The organism is Pseudarthrobacter sp. W1I19, assembly GCF_030817835.1.
In the GTDB taxonomy this organism is placed as follows: domain Bacteria; phylum Actinomycetota; class Actinomycetes; order Actinomycetales; family Micrococcaceae; genus Arthrobacter.
Genome location: NZ_JAUSZR010000001.1, coordinates 922,111 through 945,003 on the forward strand (window position 1 = coordinate 922,111; position 22,893 = coordinate 945,003).

Genomic DNA, 22,893 nt, shown 5'->3' on the forward strand with positions numbered 1-22,893 from the left:
GTCAGCCGATTTTGATGGTTGTGGCGATGCTCGGCACCCCGTTGACGTCCATGGCAAAGAGCAGGTAAGTGCCCGGGACGAGTATGCCACGATCTGCGGGCAGCGCCAGGGACGCAGTGTTGCCCGAGACCGACGTCGCTGCGAGCGGGATCCTACGCTGGTCGGTGTTGACAGTATGCGTGACTGTGGACATTCGCATCAGGGAGAACTTGGTGATTGGCGTACCGGTGGTCACCGTAATGGTGTTGCCGGGACTGGCGGTAGTAGGTGCCCCTACGATCGTTGGCCGAGTGCGCTCGCTGCCGTCGGCGTTCAGCAGGTAAGGCGGCGTAAAAATTTCACCATCGAGATGATTTGTTGAACAGGTTCCGCATAGTCCCCCACCGCCCACAAACACTTTGCCATCCGGAAGCAGTAAGGCGACGCTGTGATAAGTTCGCGGAACCGCCATAGGGGCCAGCATGGTCCACCCGCCCGTCGCAGGGTTCCAGAGCTCCGGAGCCATCCTTGCGCCCGTGTCACTGAAGGGAGCAGGTGTGGCCTGCCCACCGACCACCAAGACCTGGCCATCGGGCATAGCGACACCACTGGCGAAAGAACGGGATACTGCCATGTCGGCCGTCCGTGACACCTTCACACTGCCATTGATGTCGATGGTATAAGCACGCGCGGTGGCCGCCACGTTCTCGTAGGCAGTAGCCCCGCCCATGGTCAAAATCTTTCCCACGTCGTACATGACGGCGTCACCGTTCATCGCGTCAGGGCTGTCGGCACGCAGACCGGCCGGGGTTATCCCGCCACTGCCGTTAGTTGAAATCCAGTTCATGCGGCGGCTGGGACCTGCTTGGAACACGCGCCCTCCGGGAGCGGCGAACAGCCAAGGGTGGTTGTCGGAGCGATAACCGCCATCGGGATCATCAGTCAGGATGTTGGTGACGGGCACATTTGCCAACGTTCGCCAGCCACGGGAGCGGGACCACACCTCGCCGTTCTTGTTTCCAACCCCGCCCGACCACGAACCACCGATGCTGAACACCTCGCCAGTCGAGATTGTCACGTTCGACTGGTAGCCGCGAGGAATCTTCATGTCTGGCCCGGGGCTCCAGGTATTCGTATCAGGGTTATAAAGCGAAGTTTTCCCGCTGTTGCTGCCGCCGCTTACCAGGATTTGGCCGTCGGCCAGCAGCGATGTCCCGGGACAGAACATGTCATGACCTGTGTTGGACACCTGGGTTTGGGTGACCGCTCCGGTCGCCAGGTTCAGAATCGAGGTCTGGGTTAGGCCGTTGCTCCCCCCGAACGCTGTGGGCGAAAAGGCGGACCAGGTAAGCAGCCGGTTTCCAGGCAACAGAGCTGCAGCGACCGGAACAATGGGGAAGTTTATAGTGGGTCCCCACGACCCCCGAGCCCCGGTTGCTCCGCCAGCCGGCTTTCCGTGCAAGTTGACCTCTGCGGCGCTGCTCCACGGACCCCGGTTGCCAGCCTCAGTGGTTGCAGTCAGCCGAACAAAACGGGCAGCCAAGGACGGAAAAGTTGCAGTTTTCTCGTCGCCGGTGTCCGGCCAGGTGCCGCTGGCGGCAGCGGTCCAGGAGGTTCCATCTGTGCTGACATGTATCGCGTAGCCACCGATTCGACCATTAGGACTGTCGGGACGAGGAAGATAGCGCAAGCCCGTGAGCTGATTCGCCAAACCCATATCTATGGTTAACGTGTGCGGCAGGGCTGCCGCTGGCGCCGGAGACCACCTGCTGTGCCAGATGGTGACTGCATTGCCGTCGAGGACGTTTGAGGCTCGGCCGTCTTCACCGCCCGTTTCTTCGTCGCTCGCACTAGCCACCCAGCCATTACGGGGCAAAGCGGCGTCGGCAGGGGGTGGTGGGCTCGCTTGCTCGGCAACCAAATTGATCTCCGCGGCGCTGCTCCACGGACCGCGGTTGCCGGCTTCAGTGTTTGCAATCAGCCGGACGAAGCGGGCGGGCACAGCCGCGAATGTCACACTTTTTTCGTCAGCATTGTCCGCCCACGTCCCTTGAGCCACTGGGCTCCCCCAAGTGGCCCCATCAGTACTCACCAAGATCTCGAAGTTTCCGATGCGTCCGTTTGGACTGTCTGCACGGGGTAAATAGCGCAGCCCGGTGATCGCCTGTGCCGCTTTAGTATCAATAGTGATGCTATGCGGCAACGGGGCCGTGGGTTCAGACCACCTGCTGTGCCAGATGGTACCGGCGGCACCATCAAGCACGTTACTAGCCTGTCCATTCTCGCCGATGGTTTCTTCATCGCTGGCCGCAGCTGTCCAACCCGTCCGCGGCAACGGGGCCGGGGCCGCGACGGCTGCGGGCAGAACCAGCCCATGGCCGTGATGAGTTCCGCTTCCACCTTGTCCCCCGTACACGGTCACCGCCAGGTAACCCGTAACCATCAACAATGCCACTACAACCAAAGACGCTTGACGATAGAGTCGTCGTCTCAACCTGGCCACGTTTACACCTAATCTTCGCCTATACGCAAATGCTTGCGAATATCACCGTTTCGAGCTAGGCGTCAGGGCCGAAAAGCACCAGGCCGGAGCCTGGCAATTGCTGCTCCAACGCTTTCCACGCCCGCTTCTTTACCCAAATCATGTCCGTGAGGTGTTTTATTCCACACGTGACGGGTGGCTGGCCGAGCAAGTTCCCAAAGTACTTGATACGCCGACCAGCTCGTGAATGCCCACCACAGCGGAGTGAGCAGCACATACCTGACACTGCCATATCCTCCGCGGTGCAAGCACGCGATAACCATCTGGTAGAAAAGGAGCAGGTTTCCCGCTACTAACAAAACCAATCCCGAATAGAACATCGGGGCAGGAAAGAAGCTCTCAATGATTGGCGATCGCGTAATGAAGTACGCAATCGTTAGTCCCCAGAATAATGGGTTTAGCAGCAATGCGGTTGGCGTTCCGAGGACCAGCAGAATGTAGAAAAACCACCGTAGATACCCCATTTCGCGAGCAGTGCGGAACGGGTGCCGGGTGTACGTCAGTCCCGTTTGAAGATAGCCCTTTAACCAGCGTCGCCGTTGACGATCCGCAATCCTCAAACTAGCAGTCGCCTCTTCGCGGGTAACGGAATCAATCATTTTGACTGAATACCCTCGCAAAGATAGGGCACCCGCAAGTTCTGCGTCTTCCGTGACATTCCAAGGATCCCAGCCTCCGACCCCTTCGGCGCCCTTGGGTAGCCGCTCGGGATCGATTGCTACGGACCTGAGAACTTCGGTTTTGAAATGATTCGAGGTTCCCCCGAGGGGTGGTACCAGCCCGAGTTTCGCAAGCCCGGGTAACACCCATTCGAAATGAATGACATATTCGATCCAGTAAAACCGCGTGATCCAGGTTGAACTTTCATTCCAGAAAAAAAGGCGGGCCTGTACGCACCCGACGTCTTCGGGCGCCGCCCGGAATGCCGCGACTGCCTTCAGTAACTGATCTGGATCAGGACGATCCTCGGCATCGTAAATCACGCAGAAAGCACCTACGGCCTGGGCCAACCCCATGTTGAGCGCCTTTGGTTTGCCCCTTGGCAAGATATCGGGGATGAGAACCGTTCGAAACCAGACGGGAAGTTCCATACCGATCGCTTCCGCACGCGTGTCGGCATCGTCTTCCTCGAGAAGCAGCAGTACCTGCAACTTCTCCTTGGGGTATTCGATGTCCATGATCGAACGAACCAGGCTCTTGAGCATGTTCGCTTCCTTGTAGAGAGGAACCAATACGGTGAAGACAGGTAAATCGGGATCCGAAATGTCTGCTGACTTCGCCAACGGCTCGCTGTATCGCAAGGAAGCGATGTGCATAGTTAGTTTCAAGCCAACGAACAATGCGTAGAAGACCAGAAAAACCCCTATTATCACCGTTACCGTCTGTTTCGGTTGGGTAAGGGCACCTATCGTCAGCAACGATAGGAGGGCGCACAAGGCGATCACTTGTCCCTTGTTTGCCAGTACCGCGGACGTCTGCCGCTGTACCTTGCCATCAAACAGGATTTTCATTAACGTGCCTTATATACGTAGTAATCATCACTTTCAAGTGCTAACGCATACTGATCAAGCGCCTGCTTGCCGTGCAGGTTCAAGTACACATGGTCAGGCTGGGCTTCTGTATGGCGCATGATAATCCATGTGATGCCGCTTGAAGCTGGGTCGACTATTGCTGGCCCCCATAGACGGTAACTGCCTTCGTCAATGTTCTGGCCGGGCGGAATGTTGGCATGGAAAAGGATGAACTCATTGCCGAAAGACTCCATCAAGATTTTCCCGCCAACGTAGTTGTCCTTGAGATAGGAACTAACTTCGTTCGGAGTCCTGGTCTTTTCGATGTTGGCTTGGCTGGTCGTCTCCCGAAGGGTTGCGGTGCTGTTGGGGGATACAACACCGACCACCGCTTGGGCTACTGTCAGGCAAACCAACGCGGCCGCCGCAGCCTTGCGCAGCGAAGAATTCCGTTGAATAAGGGATACGACGTATCCCGAGGAAATGGCCGCTGGCAAAATCATCAGCAACCCAAACCGGACATTGTAGAGAGAACCCCCTATCTGTTCGACCCACAGCGGTCTTTGTCCACTTTCCAGCGCCAAGACAAAAAATGGAATGAAAATAAGTAGGGCAATGGTCGGCCACAGCTTTGGGGCGAAACGTTCGCGTAGCCCCATTATGCCGAAACCCAGGACCATCAGTATTGCTAATGGAATAGAGAGGTTTTCCAGGGTAGCGTAATAATACGTCTGTAATGCCACCCACCAATTACCAACCGCGGGATCACCCGAGTTTACCCAGAGGGAAGGCTTTGCATACTTCCCACTATAAAAATTGGCAACATCGTTGAAAATAACTTGATTCCACAGCAGCCATAACGCGATGCCTAAGCCAGCAACGTATGCAAATGCGAGTACTGTTCCCTCCGCGCGCTGGTACGTGTAACCGCGCCGCCAGGCCACAGCTACGATTAGTGGTGCTACAGCGCAGAAGAACACCCAAGCCTCATATCGGGTCAGTGTGCCTGCCAAGACTGCTATGCCTGCCGCCAGAAGATACTTGTGCTCGTCGGTTTGAATCCAGCGCTGCAGGCCGTAAACCGTTCCGGCTATGCATGCGAATAGTAGAAGTTCGGTCATCGGCGTGCTCTGCATATAAAGCACATTTGGATTCAACATGAAGATTGCGGCCGATACAACGCCCGCCGTCCTTGAGGCGGTAAGGGTGTAGGCAATTTTATACAGCAGCACCGAAGTAAATAGATAGGCGGCCATGGATATGATACTTCCAGCAAAGCCGCTGAAGTAGGACCAGTCCGTCCATATGAAAGGTACGGACAGCAGGTGGGGCAATGGAAGCCACACTCCCCCGAGTTGCGCCAGGCCACTAGTAGGACTGTCGATCACCCGCCTCGCGATCGTGAGGTGCGGAATTGCATCATAATAAGTTAGGCTCAAATTCAGAGAAATGATGTAGGCATACATAAGCACCGAAATAAAAGCGGCTGCCGTCGTCAGCCAAGCGACCGTCTTGTCCTTCTTCTGCCGCGGTAGAGCAGGGGCAGCGTACTTTTCGCTCGTTTCGCTCGTCATCAAGCAGCCTTTCGTTCCGTCCCGGGCTCGGGACCAACGTTATGACGAACGGTAATTAGCCCAATCAAGGATGCGAAAACGACGTGAAAGTCAGCACCAGATTGTTTTCCAAAGCTTCGTGGATGGTGGTCAAGCCCGACTTCCGCGATAGTGAGGCCTGCGTGGTCAGCGCGGACGAGTATTTCAGGCGATATGGTCGCGTGATTGCTTATCAGTTGTCGCTCAATATTCAACAGTGCATCTCGCCGGAAAGCCTTAAACCCGCAATCAACGTCGATGGCGTGGTAGCCCAAAACTGCATGGGACAAGCTGCGCCATGCCCGCCCCATCAAGCACCGCCCCAGACTGTCTGCCCGATCCTTTCGATAGCCCAGAGCGATGTCACTGTGCGTAGCCTCTGCCGTGTCTACGAGCTTTCCGATGTCGCTCGGGTCAAACTGGCCGTCGGCATCGCAAAAACCTACCCAGTCAAAACCGGTTCTGAGACCTTCCCTGAAGCCGGTACGTAGGGCGGCACCATACCCACGGTTGGAAGAGTGTTGTATGACCTCCACATACCCGGGGTTGGCCGCCTTCAGTGTCGCCGCGACTTGAGCCGTGTTGTCGGAACTCCCATCGTCGATGATCAGGACAACGAAGGGTTCTCCACGGCTAGACAAGTAGGTAACGGCTTGTCCCACCACAACAGGCAGGTTTTCTGCTTCATTCCATGCGGGTAGGAACATTGCTATTCCTCGGCTCATTTTTGATCACACGCCTTTCGGCTTCAAAACAAATAAGTGGTTGATAAAAAATGTCCCAACCGTGCTCACGAAAGTAGCGGCAATGGCTGCGATCATGTCGGGGGCATTTAACTCGTGTTTTGAGACCACAAAGCACACGCTGTTAACGCAGAGCGCGCCGAGCGCGACGCAGTTGAACTTTATCCATACTCTTGCCAATACAATTCCAGCTTTTCGAACCGAGTCGCGCCAGGTGAGACGGTAGCTCATAAGAAAATTGAGCTGGGCTGAAACTGCAAAGCCAATGGCATTAGCCACAACTGAGAGCATGAAGCGTTCAAGGCTAGCAAGAATGAGTATTTGTACGAGGAAGCAAGAAGTGCCCGCAAGGGCAAAATAGCACAGGCGCGACCCAAGGCGTGAGGGCTTATGACTCATTCGCTTTCCATGCAAATTGGATCCGGAAAACCTGCGCCTCTTCTTGACGATGACCGGAAGGCGGGTGTGCGAATGTTGAGAATGTAAGGGGCGAAAGACAGCAGTCCGGTTTCCCGTGATGCCAGAAATCGAAAGTTAGCTACAGGGTAAAATCCTGGCCAGCGAGCAATGGCTACTCACGAGTGTCTGGATACTGACAACTCGCCTCATCACACGGACAGCTCTACAGCCCTTACGCTGTTTCGCCGCAATCGTTTTAATGGGAAAGGCTAGTGGCGCTTGTGGCGCCGTTAGCCCATAATCCCCTGCCATGCCGGTAGGTGCAATGGCATTTGGCCCCCATTCTGGTGAAAACAGCCCCCTATTTTGCCACAATTGGCAACCCGTTGATAAGGATGGGGCTAACGTGACTTAGACACAGCGTTGGGGCGGTTGTGGCCGGCCGGAAGTTATGTGCACATTAGGACATTTCAGGTAGACCTCCAGGCAGGTCACGCGTGGGCGGTGGAGTTCGCCCCTGCCGAATTATCATCCTTGGCCCTTGAATGCCCTCAGCAGAGAGGTGCGCTGGCACACACCACCGCTTATCAGATAAAGGACGGGCTTGCGATCCCACACATCACTCGTGGGAAAGGTCGGAACTGAAAACCGTGAAGTTGTCGGCGTGAAATGATCGGAAGTCGGGGAGCATTTCGTGCTCGGCAAGCTCCTCGATTGCTGGGTATGGCACAAAGAACTGTCCGGTGCCGTAATTAGTCCACGTCAGCATCCATGCCATGCGGCTGGCGGAAGGGTCCGCCTTGAGTGCGTTCAGGACGTGGGTGTACCAGTTCACGTTGGGGTTTTGACCGTTGGCCTTAAGCCCGCCGCTAACGCCGAATTCCGTTAAAGCCGCTACCTTAGCCCGCTCGTGGGCGAGACGTGCAATCATGCCCAGGTCGGCAACCAAGTCGTCAAGCCATTGCTGCGAGCCGCCGGAACTATCGTAGTTGTCGTAGCCGAGCACGTCCACGAACGCGTCACCGGGGTAGGTGCGCAGGTAGAGCTCACTGGTTCCACCGAAGCCGCCGCCGGGGGAGTAGGCGTACAGGAAGTTGTGGACGTCCTTGACGTCTCGGAGGTACTCCACCGTGTAGCGGAAGAGCTCGGTGTACTGGGACGCTGAGGCATGTGGGGCTCCCCACCAGAACCAGGAACCGGCATTCTCGTGAAACGGTCGGAAGACGATCGGTATAGCGGCACCACGGTCGTCAACCGCAGCGTTGGCGACCCGGGCAACCCTGTCCAGGTAGTCTGTGAACGGCTGGTTCCGGTCGCCCCCGGGCATGATGCTGGCAACCACCTCGCCGTCGGTGTCGTCGAATGGGCCACCGGTTACAAAGTTGTCCATGTGGGCGGAAAAGGTTTGAATGGCTCCGATCCGGTCCGCCGCCTTCACAAGTTCAACCGTATGCTGGAAGTTTTCTTCGGGTGTTGGGTTGCCAGGGGCTAATCCGTACCCCTCGCGGCCAAAGTCCCAGCCGAAAACGGCAGGGTGATCACCGACGCCTGCCTTGACGTCCGACCGGAATCCGTCGGTGTTCTCGGCGGCGAAAGTCACACCGACTTCTGTGTCCTGCTGGTGGCCAAATAGAATCCCGCGGCCCTGCTGCGTCTGGAGAAAAGCATAGAGAGATGCTGTCCGGGGGGAAGCGTTTGAATCCACGAGCGACTGATTCAAAAGTGGACCGGAAGGGCCGGAGTCCAAGAGAGGACCGGCCAACGCGAGTGATGTGAGAGATCCGATGATGACTGCCAGCGCGAGGGCAAGGCCACGAAGAGGATTTGAGACCTTCAAATGAACGTCTCCTTCCCGGCTGTGCGTTGGTGTCACCACCGTCACATAAGGTAGACCGTCTATCTCTTAGATAGGTTACATGCCCTCAGGTCCGCGGGAGCGCTGCGTTTGCCAGCGCGTGCGGCCGAGGACTGGCCTCCCACAGTTGGATGCGTGTGTTGCAACCTCTTACGGAAAGCCTGATCTGCTGGACATTCATAGAATCGGCCGTTGCCGCAAACGCCGGCCTCCTGGCGGGGCTTGGCGCCACGTGCAGGAACCTCACACCGGCAGGGCGATGAGCCTGGGCCGCGAGCCCTTTTGCCCCTGGAAAATTACTTAGCACAACCCCTTTACTCTCCCCGGACCCGTTATTAGAGTTCATAGTCCAGATGGACGCCGGGGGGCGTCTGGAGAGGGGGCAGTGAATCAAGGCTGATATAAACCAGAAGACACATGACCACTACGTGGAAAGCCCCTCCCAGGAGGGGCTTTCTCCTTTCCAGGCAAGGGCATGGGCCGTGTTTCGGCCCGGTGAAGCCCTGATGTCCGACCGAAAAAAGCGAGTAAACCGAGTAGTCGCTCTCAGGTAGCACGCGGAAAAACGAGTACCCGGTACTCATGACCGGCTGTAGCACCCCTCCTAGGGTGGACCGAACAGGGGGATGCGGGCGCCGCACAACGGTTTCGCTCGAGGTTCCCTGCCGGACCATGCATGGGAGGACCGCTATGCAAGCGGGGATCTACATCCAGGGAAGCCGCCCCAGCCGGATCAACAGCTGGGCCGTGTGGCGGACAGCCGCGGTGAATTGCACCAACTCCTTTCGGAGGAAGTGATAGCCGTGGATAAACGTCAGCGCCATGCGAGGACCCGGATCCTCGTCCTGCTAATAGCCATGTTCGCTCTTACCTGCGGCACCATCGGCGTTGCTTCCTATTCAGCGCCCACCCCGGACGTGGAAACGAAAAGTCCAACGCCCAGCCAAAGTGCTGATACGGCAAGTGCAGCGCCCACCCCAAGTGAAAGTCCAACGCCCACGCAAAATGCTGAAACGGCGAGTCCGGTTCCCGCGGAGCCGGTTCCCAGTGTTGCGCAGCCAACCGTTGAAATCCCTGTTCCGGCTCCAGCACCGGAGCTTATTCCGGAATCCGCGCCTTCCCCTATCTCCAATGCCCTGCCAGTGGGTGACCTGCCCGGGTGGAGGCAGGTCTTCGCGGAGGACTTCAACGAGGGGGACGTGGGAATTGGCGGCTTTCCGGGCATCTACGGCGCACGGTGGAGCGCCAACTATTTTGACGGGACGCCGGATACTGCTGCGCAGCTGCAGCCAAAGGGCGCCCGGACATCCGGGTACTTCCCGTCAAAAGTCTTGAGCGTCCATGACGGCGTCCTGGACATGTTCCTGCACTCCGAAAATGGCGTGGCCATGGGCGCAGCACCGTCCCCGATAGTTGGGGGAGCCGTCCAACGGCCCTGGAACAGCCAGGTCTACGGGCGCTACTCCGTGCGCTTCAAAGCCGAGGTCCTGCCGGGATTCAAATTGGCATGGCTGCTGTGGCCCGATAGCAAGCAGTGGCCACGGGACGGGGAGATCGATTTCCCGGAGGGGGACCTGGGGAAGGTCATCTACGCCGCGGTCCATGGTGTCCAGAATGGCATTCATGAGGTCGAAGTCCGCCGTCCCAACGTTCCTTATGGGGACTGGCACATAGCCACTACTGAGTGGGGCCCGGGCGGCATTGAGTTCTTCCTTGACGGGCGTTCCATCGGTGTTTCCTCGGCCTTCACCCCCAGCACGCCAATGCACTACATCCTGCAGACCGAATCGTGCTCGCCCGACTGCCCGGCGCCCGAAACCAACGGCCATGTCTACGTGGACTGGGTAGCCATCTGGGAAATGGCCTAGAAACCGGACATAGACTCCCGCCTTGGAAAGGTGAAGGTACGACGGCGGCCGCGCGCCGCCGTCGTACGCCTCACTAAGGAGGTGGTCACCTGGGCAGCGGTATCGGGTCTGGAGGGTTCCCGCCGGTAGTATGTGCCGGGTGACAAGGAACGGCGGGCGCCCCGGAATCAGCAAACAGGAGTGGATCAAATACGCTGCGCTCTTTGTGCTGGCAGTGGCCGCCTTCGGGGTGGCGGCCATAGCCCTGATGGGTCCGTTCAACGTGGATGAAGCTCTCCCGCCGGCGCGAAGCCTGCCGACCGCCACGAGCAGCGTTACTCCGTTCCCCACGGCCACGGCCACGTCCTCTCTTACGGCTACCGCAACATCCACCGCTACCGCAACGTCCCAAGCGCTGGGAATTGAGCTGCCCGCCGAGCCCGTGGTGCTGATTCTTGGTGATTCCTACACAGCCGGCGTTGGTGCGGGCCGGCCGGACCAGGGGTGGGCCTACCTTGTTGCCGGGCAGCTCGGATACCCCACCAACATTGACGGGGTGGGCGGGACAGGGTTCGCCTGGGGCGGTGGCGCCCGGGACGATCAGGGCGGTGAGTACGAAGTCCGGTTGCGGAACATCGCGGCGAACCCCGCTTTTGTTCCCAATGTCCTTATTCTCCAGGGCGGCCAGAACGACTCTCAGATCACCAATCCGGATGAAGTCAAAGCTGCCGCCACCCAGAGCATCGAAGCAGCGCGCAGGTTCTGGCCGGGCATCCAGGTGGTGGTGCTGGGACCGTCCGCACCGCAACCCCTCGCGGAAGATCTGCGCACCGTGAACAGCGCCGTCCGGGACGGTGCCGCGGCGGCCAACGCTCCATTCGTTGACGCCTTCGAGGCCGGATGGTTCACCACCGCGAACAGCCCGAATTTTGATGCCGACGGCGCCCACCCCAACACGGCTGGGCACGCCTACCTTGCCGGGAAGTTCCTGGAAGCCTGGAACCGACTGACCCAGTAAGCAGGACTCCGCATCCCCGCCACGTGGTTGTCAGGGAATGATCACCAAAATGACACCTTGGGGCCATCTTGGAGCGGAAAACTGGAGGTGGGGAGAACTCTCGGCAAGCGGAAAGGACAGTCATGGCAAGCACCGGCCGTGTGGTTGTGGAATCAATCGATGAACTCGCGTCAGGCGATGGCATCGAAGCCTTCCACAAAGACACCCTGGTCCATCGAGGCCCGGTCACGGACACGATGCCGGAGTGCGGGCTGTTCTGGATCCTGGACACCGTGACCGGAGGCCGGCGCCTCCTGGACATGTCCGACCTCGAGATCTTCCGACTGCCCTCGCCAACCGATGAGCCGTCTTTTCCGGGCTTCTTCCGTGGCAGCCACCGGCCCGAGGGTGCAACCGGGGCAACGTCCTACTGGCGCGACGCGTCTGCGCTGGACTAGCCGGCGCGCATTTGTCCACTGCCCCCGCCTCTGAGCAGGGCTGATAATTTCCATCAACTTTCCTTAGCTCTGGCCCTTTACTGGCCCCGGCCCCGTGATTAGAGTCAGTTCTTGTCATAGTCCGGATGGGCGCCGGGGGCGTCCGGGAAGGGGGAGTGCATCACCGCTGACCTACATCAGAAGACAATTGACCACTACGTTGAAAGCCCCTCTTAGGAGGGGCTTTCCCTTTTGCAAAAGACGCCCATCATCCGCGGATCGACAGGCGCGCGAACGGCAATCAGCTTTACAGGCCGCGGTCGGGGCCCGGTACGGGCGCCGGAAGAAGCCAGGACAGGGCTTCCTTGCGGGAGGTGAAAAACCGGGTGGGACACGGAAGGGTGCGCCGTGCCATGGCGAAGTTGGCAATGACACGGTTGACCGGGCTCGAGCCAAGCAGGGCAATTCGTGAAGCTGCACACTTGTGGCTGAAGACGGATTTGGCCTGACGGGTCACAGCTTGAGTGTTTGTTATATCGATCAACATTGGGTACTCGGCACCGTCGGCGAGTTCATTGACCTTTGCCATCGCGGCATATACATCAGCGGGCACCAGTACGGTTCCCGGCTTCCACACAAGGTGGAAAACCCCGTCGTCACCGAGTTTTAACGTGCCCTTGCCGCCGTCAACAGTGATTGGCTTCATCTTTTGCTCCCCCCAAGAGTCTGTGTAGCCAAGACTAACTGCCTGCTTCAACGTTCGCAGCGAAACGACACGTGGGCCGGTGGGGATAACGGTTTTCCTAGGAAGCCAAAGGGCGGTGTTTGGCGGCAAGTGCGGCCAGGTCGAGGATCAGCCGCCGCACCTCATGCTCCCGGTTCCTGATGGGCCGGGCTTGTTGCGCTGGGCGGGGCCTTACCAGGCGGGTCTTCGGTGGAGCGGGAACGGGAGGGGCCATTGGCGGCTCTGCGGACCGTGCTTCTTCTGCCGCGAGCGGGTTATCCGAGGCCATCCAGTCCCCCTTGACGTAGTAGTTTCTGCAGCGCTTTAGAGACACTCTAGGAACCACTGGGACTTGGTGGAAGCGCATATGTCCATCATCAGGATTTATTGTGTTGATCTTGACCTTCTTTCCGGCATGGCATCTGCGCGGTCGCGGGAACCTGCAGTTGTGCAAACTTTGCAGTCGTGCAAAAATAGACGCATGCCCCCCACTTCTTCCCCCTCCCTTCGTGAGCGCAAAAAGGTCGAAACCTGGACTGCCATCCATGAAGCCGCAGCCTCGCTGGCACAGCAGCGCGGTCTGGAGCACGCCACTGTTGAGGCCATCGCGCAGAGCGCGGGGGTCTCGCCCCGGACATTCTTCAACTATTTCCCAGCGAAAGAGGACGCCGTGCTCGGCCTCCACGAGCCGGTCCTTGACGCGGCTGAGGCGGCGAAACTGGGCGGGGCACAAGACTTCCTGGAACAGGTCACCCTGCTGCTGGTCGCCGTCGCACGTTCCTCCATCCGGGACACGGACAACGCCCGGCGCCGGCTCATCCTGAAGCGGCACCCGCACCTGTTCGCGCGGCAGATGGAGTACATGGCCAAGGCCGAAGCCCTGGTGTGCGAGGCCGTGGCGCGCCACTTCAGCCAGGACCCGGACTGGGCCTCTGGCGCTGAAGGCTTCAGCCCGGAGGAAACCGCGCGGATGACCGTGATGCTCGCAGCAGTACCCGCCAAGTTCCGGGCCAAATCCACCAATTTCGATCCCGCCACAGGGCTCACCCCCAAAGACCTCGCGCCCGCCGTGGCGCTCTTCCACCACTTGCAAAGGAAACTCTCATGACCACGGCCCCTCCGCCGGACACAGCGCAGGCCCCGCAGAAGCAGCACATGGTGCTGCTCTTTGTGGGCCTGATGCTTTCGATGCTGCTCTCCGCCCTCAACCAGACCGTCCTCAGCACCGCGCTGCCCACCATCGTGGGCGAACTCCACGGCGTCAGCGACATGCTCTGGGTGATCACTGCGTTTATCCTCACCTCCACCATCAGCATGCCCATCTACGGCAAGCTTGGTGACCTGATGGGACGCAAGTCCCTCCTGATCGCGGCCATCCTGCTGTTTATGGCCGGCTCCGTGGTGGGCGCGCTGGCCAACGGCATGGGCGTGCTGATCACCGCCCGCGTCATCCAGGGCCTGGGCGGCGGCGGCCTGATGATCCTCTCGCAGGCAGTTATCGCCGACGTCGTTCCGGCCCGGGAACGCGGCAAATACATGGGCATGATGGGCGGCGTCTTCGCCATCGCGTCCGTGGCAGGGCCGCTGCTGGGCGGCTGGTTCACCGAAGGTCCAGGCTGGCGCTGGGTCTTCTGGATCAACATCCCGCTGGGCCTGCTGGCCCTGGCCGGAGCCGCGTTCTTCCTCAAACTGCCCAAGCACTCCGGCAAGCCCAAGCTGGACCTTGGCGGCATGGTATTGATGGCCATCGCCACCACCTGCCTGGTGCTCTTCGCAACCTGGGGCGGCAGCAAGTACGAATGGTCCGATCCCATCATCGTCGGCCTGATCGCCGGCACCGTTCTAAGCGCCGTGGCGTTCGTCCTGGTGGAGCGGCGCACGGCTGAGCCCATCATCCCGCTGCACCTGTTCAAGGACCTGAACTTCAACCTCTCCACGTTCGCCGGCCTGCTGATCGGCGTGGCCATGTTCGGCGCCATCGGCTACCTGCCCACCTACCTGCAGATGGCCTTCAGCGTCAACGCCACCGAATCGGGCCTGCTGATGATTCCCATGATGGGCGCCCTGCTGGTGGCTTCCGTGGGGTCCGGCCAGCTGGTCAGCCGGACCGGGCGGTACAAGTGGATGCCCATCGCGGGTTCCCTGCTGGTGGCGGTGGCCCTGGTGCTGCTCTCCACCCTCAAGCCCGGCCAGCCGCTCTGGGAAATCTGCGCCTACCTGGCCGTGATGGGCCTGGGGTTGGGCCTCAGCATGCAGATCCTGGTGCTGGTGGTCCAGAATTCCTTCGCACTGCGCGAGGTGGGCACGGCGACGGCGTCCAACAACTTCTTCCGCCAGATCGGCGCCACCCTGGGCTCAGCAGTGGTGGGAAGCCTGTTCGCAAGCCGCCTCGCCGAGCTCCTCACCGAGCGCCTGCCCGCCTCCGCGTCCGGCGGCAACGCCCCCGGCGGTTCGAACTCGCTCACCCCCGCGCTGGTCAACCAGCTGCCGGCGGAGATCAGGGAGCTGATCATCTCTTCCTACAACGACGCCCTGACCCCCATCTTCATCTGGATGGTGCCGCTGGCGCTGATTGCCGCCGTCGTGCTGCTCTTCGTCAAGGAGAAGCCACTGGCCACGGCCGTGGAACATGACGTCCTCTCCGAGTCCATCAGCGAGGGCAACATCCTCATAGCGGCCGACGACGAGTCCCCGGCTGTATCCCGCTAGACTGCGGCTTCCGCGGCGCCCGTGTACGGACGAGCGCCGCGGTTCCCAGCGCCAGGCCCAGGACGCCGGCGCCCAGGCCGGCCGCACCAAGGGTGTTGTCCGCGGCGGGTGACACCTCCGTGGTTGCCGACAGCCCTGCCGGTTCGGCCGTGGCCGACTCGTTGGGAACCCGGAACGTCAGTTGCGAGTAGCCGCCGGCAGCAGGCGACGACGGGTCCACACTGCCGTGCGCGAAGGACGGGCCTGTGCCGGCCAGCAGGAGTCCGGCCGCCGCGCTGAGTGCGGCAGCTGCCCTCACGGCAGTGCGGTGGCCTGCAGTTGTCATGGGGACGCGCCTTTCAGCGGTCCGCGCGCGTTTCCGACGACACGGTCACGGGTACCCTCACGCACCGCCAGTTCCAGATCCCGGGCGTGGGCCGCAAGGCGTTCGGCCCCTACCTGCAGGCTCGCGGTCTTGAGGCTGAGGACGGCATCGATGGCACCAGGAAGGTCTCCGGTGGTCAACGCCAGCCGCAACCTGTCGATCCGCAGGGGGAGGGCGGCGACGAAATTCCGGACGAACACCCGCCACACTTCCTCATAGTCGTCCAGGTCCGCGCGCAGCTTGTCCAGCACGGCATGGTCCAGGAGGGGGACGCTGTCCAGGTGGGGCCGGGTAGGTTCCTGGAAGCCCGCCAGCGGCGATGTCCCGCCGGTTTCGGCACCAACCAGGGTGTGCAGCGGGGCAGCGGTTGCTCTCATGCTGGAACGGTATTCGGCGGATGTTGGGGGAACCCTGCAGCCGCGGCCAAATGCGGTCCTAGTGTTTTCCAAGGTGTGCTTTCGGAGGTTCCACCCAGCCCGCACCCAGCGCAGTTATGGAAACGTTATATATGCTTGCTTAGTGGTTTTTAGGTCAAGCAGTGGAAATGTGTCAGCTCCCGAACGTCCGGACGCGCCCCCGGGCGGGCTGATTTCCGGGCGCAAACACGGCCTGGACGGGCTCCGGACCATTGCCGTGGCGTTTGTGTTCCTCTTCCACGCCGCCACCGGTCTGGCCCCCGGAGGATCCATCGGAGTGGACGTCTTCTTCACCCTCAGCGGCTTTGTGATCACCCTCCTGATCATGAAGGAGTACCTGGCCACCGGCGGGCTGCGCCTGGGCATCTTCTACGCCAAGCGCCTGGCGCGCCTGTGGCCCGCGCTCCTGGCAGTGTGTTCAGTGGTTGTCACCGTAGGCCTGGTGTTTCCGGCGTCGAAGTGGGGCGGCCAGGAAGGCTTCGTCCTGCCCGCTGCGGGATACGTGATGAACCTGGCGCATTTTGGGACGTTCGGCGGCTCCATCACCGGTGAGACCCTCGGCCCCACCTGGACGCTCGCCGTGGAGGAGCAGTTCTACCTGGTGTGGCCGTTGCTCCTCCTGGTCCTGCTGCGGTACTGGAAGGTCCGGACGGTAGCCTGGATCACCGCCGGCCTGGCCGGGGCGTTCCTGCTGGAGCGGTTCTTTCTGGTCCTGGCCGGGGCGCCGCTGAACCGGCTCTACAACGGGCCGGATACCAGGGCCGATGAGCTGCTGATCGGCTGCACCCTGGCGCTGGTCCTCACGGTTTTCCGGCAGGGCTCCCGGTCCCACGCGTCCCTGCTTGCCGCAGCGAGGTGGACCGGACCGCCGGCAGCCTTGATTCTGCTGGCCGCCGTCTTCCTGCTGAAGGAGCCGGATACGCCTGGCCTCTGGTTCAGCGTTTTTTGGACTGCGGGGCCCACGGCGCTGGCACTGCTGGCGGCACTGGCCATCGGGTGGCTGGTGCTGTCCCCGGCCGGCTTCACCGCGCGTATATTGAGCCATCCGTGGCTCGCGGGCCCTGGGCGGGACCTCTCCTACGCCCTGTACCTCTGGCACATGCCCGTCTACCTGCTGCTGATACCGCTGGTCCCGTCACTCTGGCTCCGCGTACCGCTCGCCGCAGCCCTGACGGTACTGCTCGCCTACGCATCCTTCCGCGTGGTGGAGACGCCCGTCCGCCGCTGGGCCAACAAAAGGCTCGACGCCGCCGTCGTCCGGTCCGCTCCTGCGCAAGCGCCGGAACGGAACGTGGAACGGGAACCGGAACTGGCGGCCGCGGCCGGACGGTCCTAGGCGGCCACCTCTGAAGATTCAGGGCATTCAGTGCACCGGGCGTCCGCGACCAGGGCGCCGGTGGCGTCCTTCTGGAAATGTGTGACGTGTTTGGTGCTTCTGCCGCAGGCATTGCAGAACGACTGATGCTGTTTAGTCCACATGGATGAATAATACGGTTGCTGGGCCAAAAGGGAACCTGGGAGGCGTAACTATGTGGATTCCCGCATATTCCGGGCCCGAAAAAACCCTCCGGTAAACGTGGACTCAGAATTCGAAGCGTGTCCCGGGGGCGCCGTTGGGGAGGTTCTTCAGGATTCCCTCGGCCACTTCGCGGACCTGCTTGTTCCGATGGCTGGACGCACCCGCCAGCATGCCGAAGGCGTCAGAATAGGAGCAGCGGTTGCGGCCCATAATCACGCCGCAGGCCACATCGATGGACGTCCGGCTTTCCAGCAGCGACTTCAAATTATCCCCGGCCGAGCGGACGCTCCGGACCTCGAGCGCCAGTTTGAGGCTCTGCGACGCCACCCGGGCGAACCACCTTGCGTGGCTGACGGCGTCGGCATCGAATCGCACCTCCAGCGGAGTGAAGAAGGCCAGGGCGGCGGTAGTGCCGGGGTCAAGCCGCAATGGAACCGCAACCACCTCACCGTAGCCGGTATCAAGGAACCTGCGCTGGTAGGCCCGCCACCGCAGCGATGCTGCAGCACCCTCCACCACCACCGGACTGTCCGCCGCCGCGGCATGGGCCATGGGGCCGTCCCCAAGCTCCTGTTCAAGGTACCCCAGGCCCGCCGCCCGGCCGTTGTTGGCCGCGCGGATTGGAGCCCCGCGGCCCGCAGTTAGCATTGCGGTGCAGTCCACCTGGACGCCCATGGCCTGCGTGAGCGCCACGGAGGCTGCCACCGCCAGCCGCCGGAGTGACGCCGCCTCGGAGTCGGCATCCGTGACGAGGTCCAACAGGAAGCCGGACGGCTCAAAGGCAGGCCCGTCCGGGAAGCCGGCCGCCTCCGGGCTGCCATCGCCGGACTTGATCACTCTTCTGCTGGTGCCCTGCACCGGTACTGTCATTGACGTTCCCCCTTATGAACGGCGCCCGCGCGGGTTCATCCGCGTGTTGCCCCTCGAACGTAACGGGCGAGCGCGGGCAGGGGCACGAGTAGCGTGTACTCGAATTTGGGTGGGCGGGAAACCAAGTACTTGTGCCTTGGGAGGCTGGCGCGCGGTGCCCTGCCTTCTTTTGGCCGTGCCGGCCGGCGTTTCCGGGACTACAGCCCTTCGCCGGCTTCCAGCCACTCCAGGAACGTCTGGCGTCCGACGGCGGCACCCGCCACCGGGATCAACGTACCCTTGCGCATCGCTCTCCCCATGGTGCCGGGGACGCGCAGAGGGACGATCCGCTTCTTTTGCCTGGTTCTGGTGAGGTACGCCTCCACCATGGCTTTCAGCACTTCCGCCCGTGGCCCGCCCAGGTCCGGAAGGCGCCCCTTCGGCCCGGCTTCGGCCCCATCCACCAGGGCAACAGCTACCTCCCTGGCCGCCACCGGCTGGGTAAACATCCTGGGAACGAAAACCAGCGGGCCTGCAGAAGCGGCCTTGACGGTCATGGGCACAAACTCGTGGAACTGGGTGGACCGCAGGAGGGTCCAGGGAATGCCGCCGTGCCGGACTTCGTCTTCCTGGACCAGTTTTCCGGCATACAGGCCGGAATCGGCTTTGTCGATGCCTACGATGGACAGGGCAACATGGTGTTTGACGCCCGCCAGCTTCTCCGCCGCCAGCAGGTTCTGGGTGGCGTTAGTGAAGAAATCGACGGCCTTTTTGGTGGAAATTGTCTGGAGGCCGGAAACGTCGATGACCGTGTCCACACCCTGCAGTGCCTGGGTCAGGCCGCGGCCGTTGACCAGGTCCACGCCTTCTGAACGGCTGAGGCTGACCACGTCATGGCCGCGCTCCCTGGCAACGGCCACCACGTGGCGGCCTACTGTCCCTGTTCCCCCTGCAACGGCAATCCTCATGGAGAAATCCTAAGCCTGCCGGGAACCAGGATGGGATAAGACTGCAGGTCATTGGGGTAAGCCACACCGGTCCTGACCGGGCAAGCCCTACGAGGCCCGGCGGGCCGCCAACGCTGACTTAATGGCGGCCGCTGAGGCGTCGCTGCTGTTAATGCGCCAATCAGCTTCCTTTTGCATATGGAACCAGACGAAACCCATGACGTCCGGCTGGGCCGCGAGGTAGGACACCAGGTCCGTGTTCCACGTGGCCTTGGATCCTCCGGCCTCGCTGGAGGCCGTCTCAGCGATCAGGATCGGCAGGCCCGGTGCCAGCGCCCTCAGTTCGGCAATACCAGGAGCAAAAAGATCCTGCGGTGAGATCCAGCCGCTCCATGACGCTGATGTGCCCCAGTTGTATCCGTCCAAGGCCACGAAGTCCACATATCCCGCGCCCGGGAACAAGCCGGCCAAGTCAGTGGAACCCCAATAGGGGACGTTCGGGCTCCATACCCACGAGACATTGGAGGCGCCCGTGGCAGCAATAAGATCATGCACGTGCCGCCATGCCTGGACGTAGTCCCCGGCGCCATTGCCGTTAACGCCCTCTGCCCAGGGATACCAGTTGCCGTTCATCTCATGGCCAAACCTCAGCTGCACTGGGTAACCCCATGCAGCCAGTGCCTGCCCCCACTCAACGATCCGGGCATCAAAATCGCCCGCAGTGATCCTGTCCAGAGCGTACGCGGGCTGCTCCAGTCCGCCTCCCCAGGCCCACGGCTCCCACGTCACCAACGGCACTGCGCCCCGCGCCCGCGCAGCGTTCATTTCGTTGATCGGCGGTGCCTGCAGGAAGTCCTTGTAAAAGAGGACGCTGGACGGGCTTTCCCCTGCCAGCCGGGCCACCTCATCCAGCTCAACGCTGGCCAGGGGTCCATTGGCGGTTGCTGCTCCAAAACGCAGGCGGGCAGTGCTGACCGGCGGGAGCTCCTGGGCCGGGGGAGCCACGGTGAATACCGAGGACGCCTGGATGGATGAGGTCTTGGCGGTGATGGTCAGTTTTCCCGTGGCGGCCGCCGGTATGGTGATCGCCGTGCTGAACGCCCCGTTGGAGGCCGTCCGGAAAGGAAATGTTGCCGAGCCCACTATGACCGTTCCAGAGGTGGAAACCTTGAATCCTGTTCCGCTGACCGTCACGGCAGATCCTGCAGGCCCGCTGGCCGGGCTGAGCGTAACCTGGGCCGCCGGGGCTGCCTGGGCGGGCTGAACCCCTGCCAAGGCCAGGCCGGCGCTGACGGCAAGGGCAGCGGCAAATACTTTCACAAACTTGAACACAACGATCGGTCCCGCAATCGTCGGGGCTGCAAGTCCGGCAGCCATCAGTCCGGTGCCGGCGGCACTGCCCCGATCCTAAGGTCCGACTGGAGCAAAACTCTCAAGATCCGCTCAAGTTTCTTGATGTCATTTTTGTTCTGGCATCTAATGAGCGGCCTCCGATGGACTCCCTCCGGGAATTGGCCCGCCGGTCAGAGGTGCCTCTGCAGGAAATACCTGGTCTGCTGCGCGCACTCCTTGATCTGCACCAGGCGCCCAGCCGCGAGCCGGGGAAGGACAACGGCAGGGTCGCGGCCGGAACATTCGACGCGGAGAAGGTTCTCCAGTTCAAGCACAAGGTCCGCGAGCCGTTCGGCACCCACCATCTGGCTCGACGTCTTCAGGCTCAGCACTGCCACCATGGCACCAACGCTGTCTCCCGTAGTCAGCGCCAGGCGCAGCTTCTCGGTCCTGGACGGCAGCTGGGCGACGAAGTCCTGGATAAATACCTTCCACACACCTTCGTCGTCATCCAGCTCCTCGCGCAGCCTGTCCAGTACTGAGCTGTCCAGCAGCGGTGCGCTGCCGTCGTCGTACTCCGCGATGGTCATTGCAGGTCCCACAAGGCGCCGCTAACGGCGCGGTCAGCGGTGGAAGCCCGAAGGCCCGGAAACGGGCCGGTCAGTGCAGGGGCCGATGACTTTTTGCGGAACCACACTGTTCCGCCGCCTCCGCCATCGGCCCCGGTCCTGGGATGCACTGTCCGAACCCGGAAATTTGTCCGCATAACCTGCCCGCCTGACAGTTTCGAAACCTGAGCGAGTGACCACCGCGGCACTCTGTGCTGCACGTTACGGGGCGGGATATTTGGAGCGCACGAGTAATCAGTACTCAACTATTCAACAGCCACCTACTGCGCTCGCTGGGACTACTGTGCACGTCCTTAATCAAGGACCGGTGAGCAGATGGTCAAGGACGGCGCAGGACTTGCCCAAGTTTTTTCACTTGCTGGGGGTGGAAGGTGCTTTTCCGGCTCCTAGGGATTCCACAGGAGCCGTGTGGAAGCCTCAAGTCCTGAAGCGTGGGGCAAAGCCGCCTCGACAAGGTGGAGCTGACCACCAGAGGCGTGTGCCGCCGTCGTAATATGCACGTCAAAGCCACCGGCCGTCCTCAAAACGGCCAAACCTCATTCTTTGAAGTGGGTGGTAGGCAGGCCGCCCGGCAGTTCCCGCAGCATGGTTTCCGCTATGACGCGGGCTTTGACGTTCCGGTGGCTTGAGGCTTGGGCAAGGATGTGGAAAGCGTCGTCGTAGGAGCACCGGTTTTGTCCCATGATTACTCCGCAGGCAACGTCGATGGAGGTACGGCCCTGCAGGGCCGCCTCGAGTTGTTCGGCCCTCGCCTGTGCTGCCCGCAACTCTGCTGCCGACAGGTAGCTGCCAGCTGCCAGTTTGCTGAAGGCGCCGGCCGCAACAATAACACCGGGAACGAAGGCGTTGTCCTGCTGGGCCAGCAGCGTCAGGGTTGCCGGGCTGTCCGCGTGAAGCTGCAGCGGCACGGACAAGAGCGACCTGTAGCCGGCCTCGCCCAGAGGGCGCCAGTACGAAGGCCACCGCGGATCAGCCGAGTAGCTGTTGGCCATGAGCGCGAGATGCCCGGCGAGGGCGTGGGACACGGGTCCGTCCCCTCGGCTTTGATCGGATTGTGCGAGGAAGGTGGCGCCGCTGGTGGTGCCGGCCGTCAAGGCCGCGTGGCGTGGGCGCACCAGGGTCACGGCACAGTCCAAGGTGCATCCGGCCAGCTCGGACAGGGCTGATGTTGCGGCCAGGGCGAGGAGTTGAAGGGAGGCCTCGTCACTGTGGGCACGCAGGTCCAAAAGAACGCCGAACGTGGGCGGGACCGCTGACCCGCTGTGGAACCGCGACGATCCGCTGCTCCCGTCACCGGCCCCAACTTGATGGTGCGCCCGCTTCAGGCGCAGCTCAATTCCCACAATCTGCTCCCGTCACCAGCGCTCCCCGAGGATATCTCTTGCTGCACCATACGGGGTGGGGGAGAGGGAACGCCCGAGTAACTGGTACTCGACTTTTCAGCAGGGTATTACTGCGGTGACCTCATAAGACCGAATACAGAATTGCGTGAATACATCCAA

21 protein-coding genes are annotated in these 22,893 nt (G+C 61.3%); 6 read left to right on the forward strand and 15 right to left on the reverse strand.

From position 1 onward, the window contains the following. Window position 1 precedes the first annotated feature (1 nt). The 6 genes from QF038_RS04285 to QF038_RS04310 all read right to left on the reverse strand — a co-directional run bounded on the left by QF038_RS04285 (window position 2) and on the right by QF038_RS04310 (window position 8,648). On the reverse strand, window positions 2-2,482 hold the full coding sequence (locus QF038_RS04285) for a discoidin domain-containing protein (protein WP_307609051.1): 2,481 nt from the start codon (window positions 2,480-2,482) through the stop codon (window positions 2-4). A gap of 62 nt (window positions 2,483-2,544) precedes the next feature. Then, window positions 2,545-4,032 carry a glycosyltransferase gene (locus QF038_RS04290; protein WP_307609052.1) on the reverse strand — a complete coding sequence of 496 codons (1,488 nt, stop codon included), beginning with the start codon at window positions 4,030-4,032 and terminating at the stop codon, window positions 2,545-2,547. Next, on the reverse strand, window positions 4,032-5,606 hold the full coding sequence (locus QF038_RS04295; protein ID WP_307609053.1) for a glycosyltransferase family 39 protein: 1,575 nt from the start codon (window positions 5,604-5,606) through the stop codon (window positions 4,032-4,034). Before QF038_RS04295 ends, QF038_RS04290 begins: the two co-directional genes overlap by 1 nt. Beyond that, window positions 5,606-6,349: a glycosyltransferase family 2 protein gene (locus tag QF038_RS22285; protein ID WP_373461511.1), complete on the reverse strand. Its 744-nt coding sequence runs from the start codon at window positions 6,347-6,349 to the stop codon at window positions 5,606-5,608. Before QF038_RS22285 ends, QF038_RS04295 begins: the two co-directional genes overlap by 1 nt. Before the next feature lie 6 nt (window positions 6,350-6,355). Beyond that, window positions 6,356-6,766, reverse strand: coding sequence for a GtrA family protein (locus QF038_RS04305; protein WP_307609055.1), 411 nt, complete (start codon window positions 6,764-6,766; stop codon window positions 6,356-6,358). Between the two features lie 619 nt (window positions 6,767-7,385). Beyond that, window positions 7,386-8,648: a glycosyl hydrolase gene (locus tag QF038_RS04310; RefSeq protein ID WP_307609056.1), complete on the reverse strand. Its 1,263-nt coding sequence runs from the start codon at window positions 8,646-8,648 to the stop codon at window positions 7,386-7,388. A 1,115-nt stretch (window positions 8,649-9,763) separates the two neighbouring features. Here QF038_RS04310 and QF038_RS04315 point away from each other — a divergent pair. From QF038_RS04315 to QF038_RS04325, 3 genes are all read left to right on the forward strand, one after another. Next, window positions 9,764-10,489 carry a glycoside hydrolase family 16 protein gene (locus QF038_RS04315; protein WP_307609057.1) on the forward strand — a complete coding sequence of 242 codons (726 nt, stop codon included), beginning with the start codon at window positions 9,764-9,766 and terminating at the stop codon, window positions 10,487-10,489. A gap of 130 nt (window positions 10,490-10,619) precedes the next feature. Further along, the gene (locus tag QF038_RS04320; RefSeq protein ID WP_307609058.1) at window positions 10,620-11,486 is read left to right on the forward strand and encodes an SGNH/GDSL hydrolase family protein; all 867 of its coding nucleotides are present in this window, start codon (window positions 10,620-10,622) and stop codon (window positions 11,484-11,486) included. 122 nt (window positions 11,487-11,608) lie between these two features. After that, complete coding sequence (locus QF038_RS04325) at window positions 11,609-11,923, forward strand: hypothetical protein (protein ID WP_307609059.1); 315 nt, start codon at window positions 11,609-11,611, stop codon at window positions 11,921-11,923. A gap of 286 nt (window positions 11,924-12,209) precedes the next feature. Here the strand turns inward: QF038_RS04325 and QF038_RS04330 are convergent, their stop codons facing one another. Then, window positions 12,210-12,608, reverse strand: coding sequence for an STAS/SEC14 domain-containing protein (locus QF038_RS04330; protein WP_307609060.1), 399 nt, complete (start codon window positions 12,606-12,608; stop codon window positions 12,210-12,212). 97 nt (window positions 12,609-12,705) lie between these two features. After that, window positions 12,706-12,915, reverse strand: coding sequence for a hypothetical protein (locus QF038_RS04335; protein ID WP_307609061.1), 210 nt, complete (start codon window positions 12,913-12,915; stop codon window positions 12,706-12,708). A gap of 192 nt (window positions 12,916-13,107) precedes the next feature. Between QF038_RS04335 and QF038_RS04340 the strand changes: the two genes are divergently transcribed. Continuing rightward, entirely contained in the window at window positions 13,108-13,734 is a 627-nt protein-coding gene (locus QF038_RS04340) for a TetR family transcriptional regulator (protein ID WP_307609062.1), read from the forward strand. Further along, window positions 13,731-15,335 carry an MDR family MFS transporter gene (locus tag QF038_RS04345; RefSeq protein WP_307609063.1) on the forward strand — a complete coding sequence of 535 codons (1,605 nt, stop codon included), beginning with the start codon at window positions 13,731-13,733 and terminating at the stop codon, window positions 15,333-15,335. Before QF038_RS04340 ends, QF038_RS04345 begins: the two co-directional genes overlap by 4 nt. On the opposite strand, the gene QF038_RS04350 is transcribed toward QF038_RS04345, so the two are convergent. Together QF038_RS04350 and QF038_RS04355 are read right to left on the reverse strand one after the other, a co-directional pair. Beyond that, window positions 15,295-15,660 (reverse strand): hypothetical protein, encoded by a 366-nt coding sequence (locus QF038_RS04350; protein ID WP_307609064.1) that lies wholly within the window; start codon window positions 15,658-15,660, stop codon window positions 15,295-15,297. The genes QF038_RS04345 and QF038_RS04350 overlap by 41 nt on opposite strands. Further along, the gene (locus QF038_RS04355; protein ID WP_307609065.1) at window positions 15,657-16,076 is read right to left on the reverse strand and encodes an Hpt domain-containing protein; all 420 of its coding nucleotides are present in this window, start codon (window positions 16,074-16,076) and stop codon (window positions 15,657-15,659) included. Before QF038_RS04355 ends, QF038_RS04350 begins: the two co-directional genes overlap by 4 nt. 169 nt (window positions 16,077-16,245) lie before the next feature. On the opposite strand from QF038_RS04355, the gene QF038_RS04360 reads away from it, so the two are divergent. Beyond that, window positions 16,246-17,451, forward strand: a complete 1,206-nt coding sequence (locus QF038_RS04360) for an acyltransferase (protein ID WP_307609067.1) — start codon at window positions 16,246-16,248, stop codon at window positions 17,449-17,451. A gap of 246 nt (window positions 17,452-17,697) precedes the next feature. Here the strand turns inward: QF038_RS04360 and QF038_RS04365 are convergent, their stop codons facing one another. The 5 genes from QF038_RS04365 to QF038_RS04385 all read right to left on the reverse strand — a co-directional run bounded on the left by QF038_RS04365 (window position 17,698) and on the right by QF038_RS04385 (window position 22,734). Next, window positions 17,698-18,504 (reverse strand): GAF and ANTAR domain-containing protein, encoded by an 807-nt coding sequence (locus tag QF038_RS04365; protein WP_307609068.1) that lies wholly within the window; start codon window positions 18,502-18,504, stop codon window positions 17,698-17,700. 197 nt (window positions 18,505-18,701) lie between these two features. Further along, window positions 18,702-19,451, reverse strand: a complete 750-nt coding sequence (locus QF038_RS04370) for an SDR family oxidoreductase (RefSeq protein ID WP_307609069.1) — start codon at window positions 19,449-19,451, stop codon at window positions 18,702-18,704. 87 nt (window positions 19,452-19,538) lie between these two features. Continuing rightward, the gene (locus tag QF038_RS04375; RefSeq protein ID WP_307609070.1) at window positions 19,539-20,807 is read right to left on the reverse strand and encodes a glycosyl hydrolase; all 1,269 of its coding nucleotides are present in this window, start codon (window positions 20,805-20,807) and stop codon (window positions 19,539-19,541) included. Window positions 20,808-20,953: 146 nt separating this feature from the next. Next, a complete protein-coding gene (locus QF038_RS04380) occupies window positions 20,954-21,352 on the reverse strand; it encodes an Hpt domain-containing protein (protein WP_307609071.1) in 399 nt (132 codons plus the stop codon). A gap of 575 nt (window positions 21,353-21,927) precedes the next feature. Beyond that, window positions 21,928-22,734 (reverse strand): ANTAR domain-containing protein, encoded by an 807-nt coding sequence (locus QF038_RS04385; protein WP_307609072.1) that lies wholly within the window; start codon window positions 22,732-22,734, stop codon window positions 21,928-21,930. Between the last annotated feature and the right edge of the window lie 159 nt (window positions 22,735-22,893).

Bases quoted from the DNA above. Each gene is read 5' to 3' on its own strand.
- QF038_RS04325 (WP_307609059.1), top strand. From the start codon at position 11,609: ATGGCAAGCACCGGCCGTGTGGTTGTGGAATCAATCGATGAACTCGCG.
- QF038_RS04320 (WP_307609058.1), top strand. From the start codon at position 10,620: ATGTGCCGGGTGACAAGGAACGGCGGGCGCCCCGGAATCAGCAAACAG.
- QF038_RS04290 (WP_307609052.1), bottom strand. From the start codon at position 4,032: ATGAAAATCCTGTTTGATGGCAAGGTACAGCGGCAGACGTCCGCGGTA.
- QF038_RS04335 (WP_307609061.1), bottom strand. From the start codon at position 12,915: ATGGCCTCGGATAACCCGCTCGCGGCAGAAGAAGCACGGTCCGCAGAG.
- QF038_RS22285 (WP_373461511.1), bottom strand. From the start codon at position 6,349: ATGAGCCGAGGAATAGCAATGTTCCTACCCGCATGGAATGAAGCAGAA.
- QF038_RS04375 (WP_307609070.1), bottom strand. From the start codon at position 20,807: ATGGCTGCCGGACTTGCAGCCCCGACGATTGCGGGACCGATCGTTGTG.
- QF038_RS04370 (WP_307609069.1), bottom strand. From the start codon at position 19,451: ATGAGGATTGCCGTTGCAGGGGGAACAGGGACAGTAGGCCGCCACGTG.
- QF038_RS04350 (WP_307609064.1), bottom strand. From the start codon at position 15,660: ATGACAACTGCAGGCCACCGCACTGCCGTGAGGGCAGCTGCCGCACTC.
- QF038_RS04345 (WP_307609063.1), top strand. From the start codon at position 13,731: ATGACCACGGCCCCTCCGCCGGACACAGCGCAGGCCCCGCAGAAGCAG.
- QF038_RS04365 (WP_307609068.1), bottom strand. From the start codon at position 18,504: ATGACAGTACCGGTGCAGGGCACCAGCAGAAGAGTGATCAAGTCCGGC.
- QF038_RS04295 (WP_307609053.1), bottom strand. From the start codon at position 5,606: ATGACGAGCGAAACGAGCGAAAAGTACGCTGCCCCTGCTCTACCGCGG.
- QF038_RS04330 (WP_307609060.1), bottom strand. From the start codon at position 12,608: ATGAAGCCAATCACTGTTGACGGCGGCAAGGGCACGTTAAAACTCGGT.
- QF038_RS04305 (WP_307609055.1), bottom strand. From the start codon at position 6,766: ATGAGTCATAAGCCCTCACGCCTTGGGTCGCGCCTGTGCTATTTTGCC.
- QF038_RS04355 (WP_307609065.1), bottom strand. From the start codon at position 16,076: ATGAGAGCAACCGCTGCCCCGCTGCACACCCTGGTTGGTGCCGAAACC.
- QF038_RS04340 (WP_307609062.1), top strand. From the start codon at position 13,108: ATGCCCCCCACTTCTTCCCCCTCCCTTCGTGAGCGCAAAAAGGTCGAA.
- QF038_RS04380 (WP_307609071.1), bottom strand. From the start codon at position 21,352: ATGACCATCGCGGAGTACGACGACGGCAGCGCACCGCTGCTGGACAGC.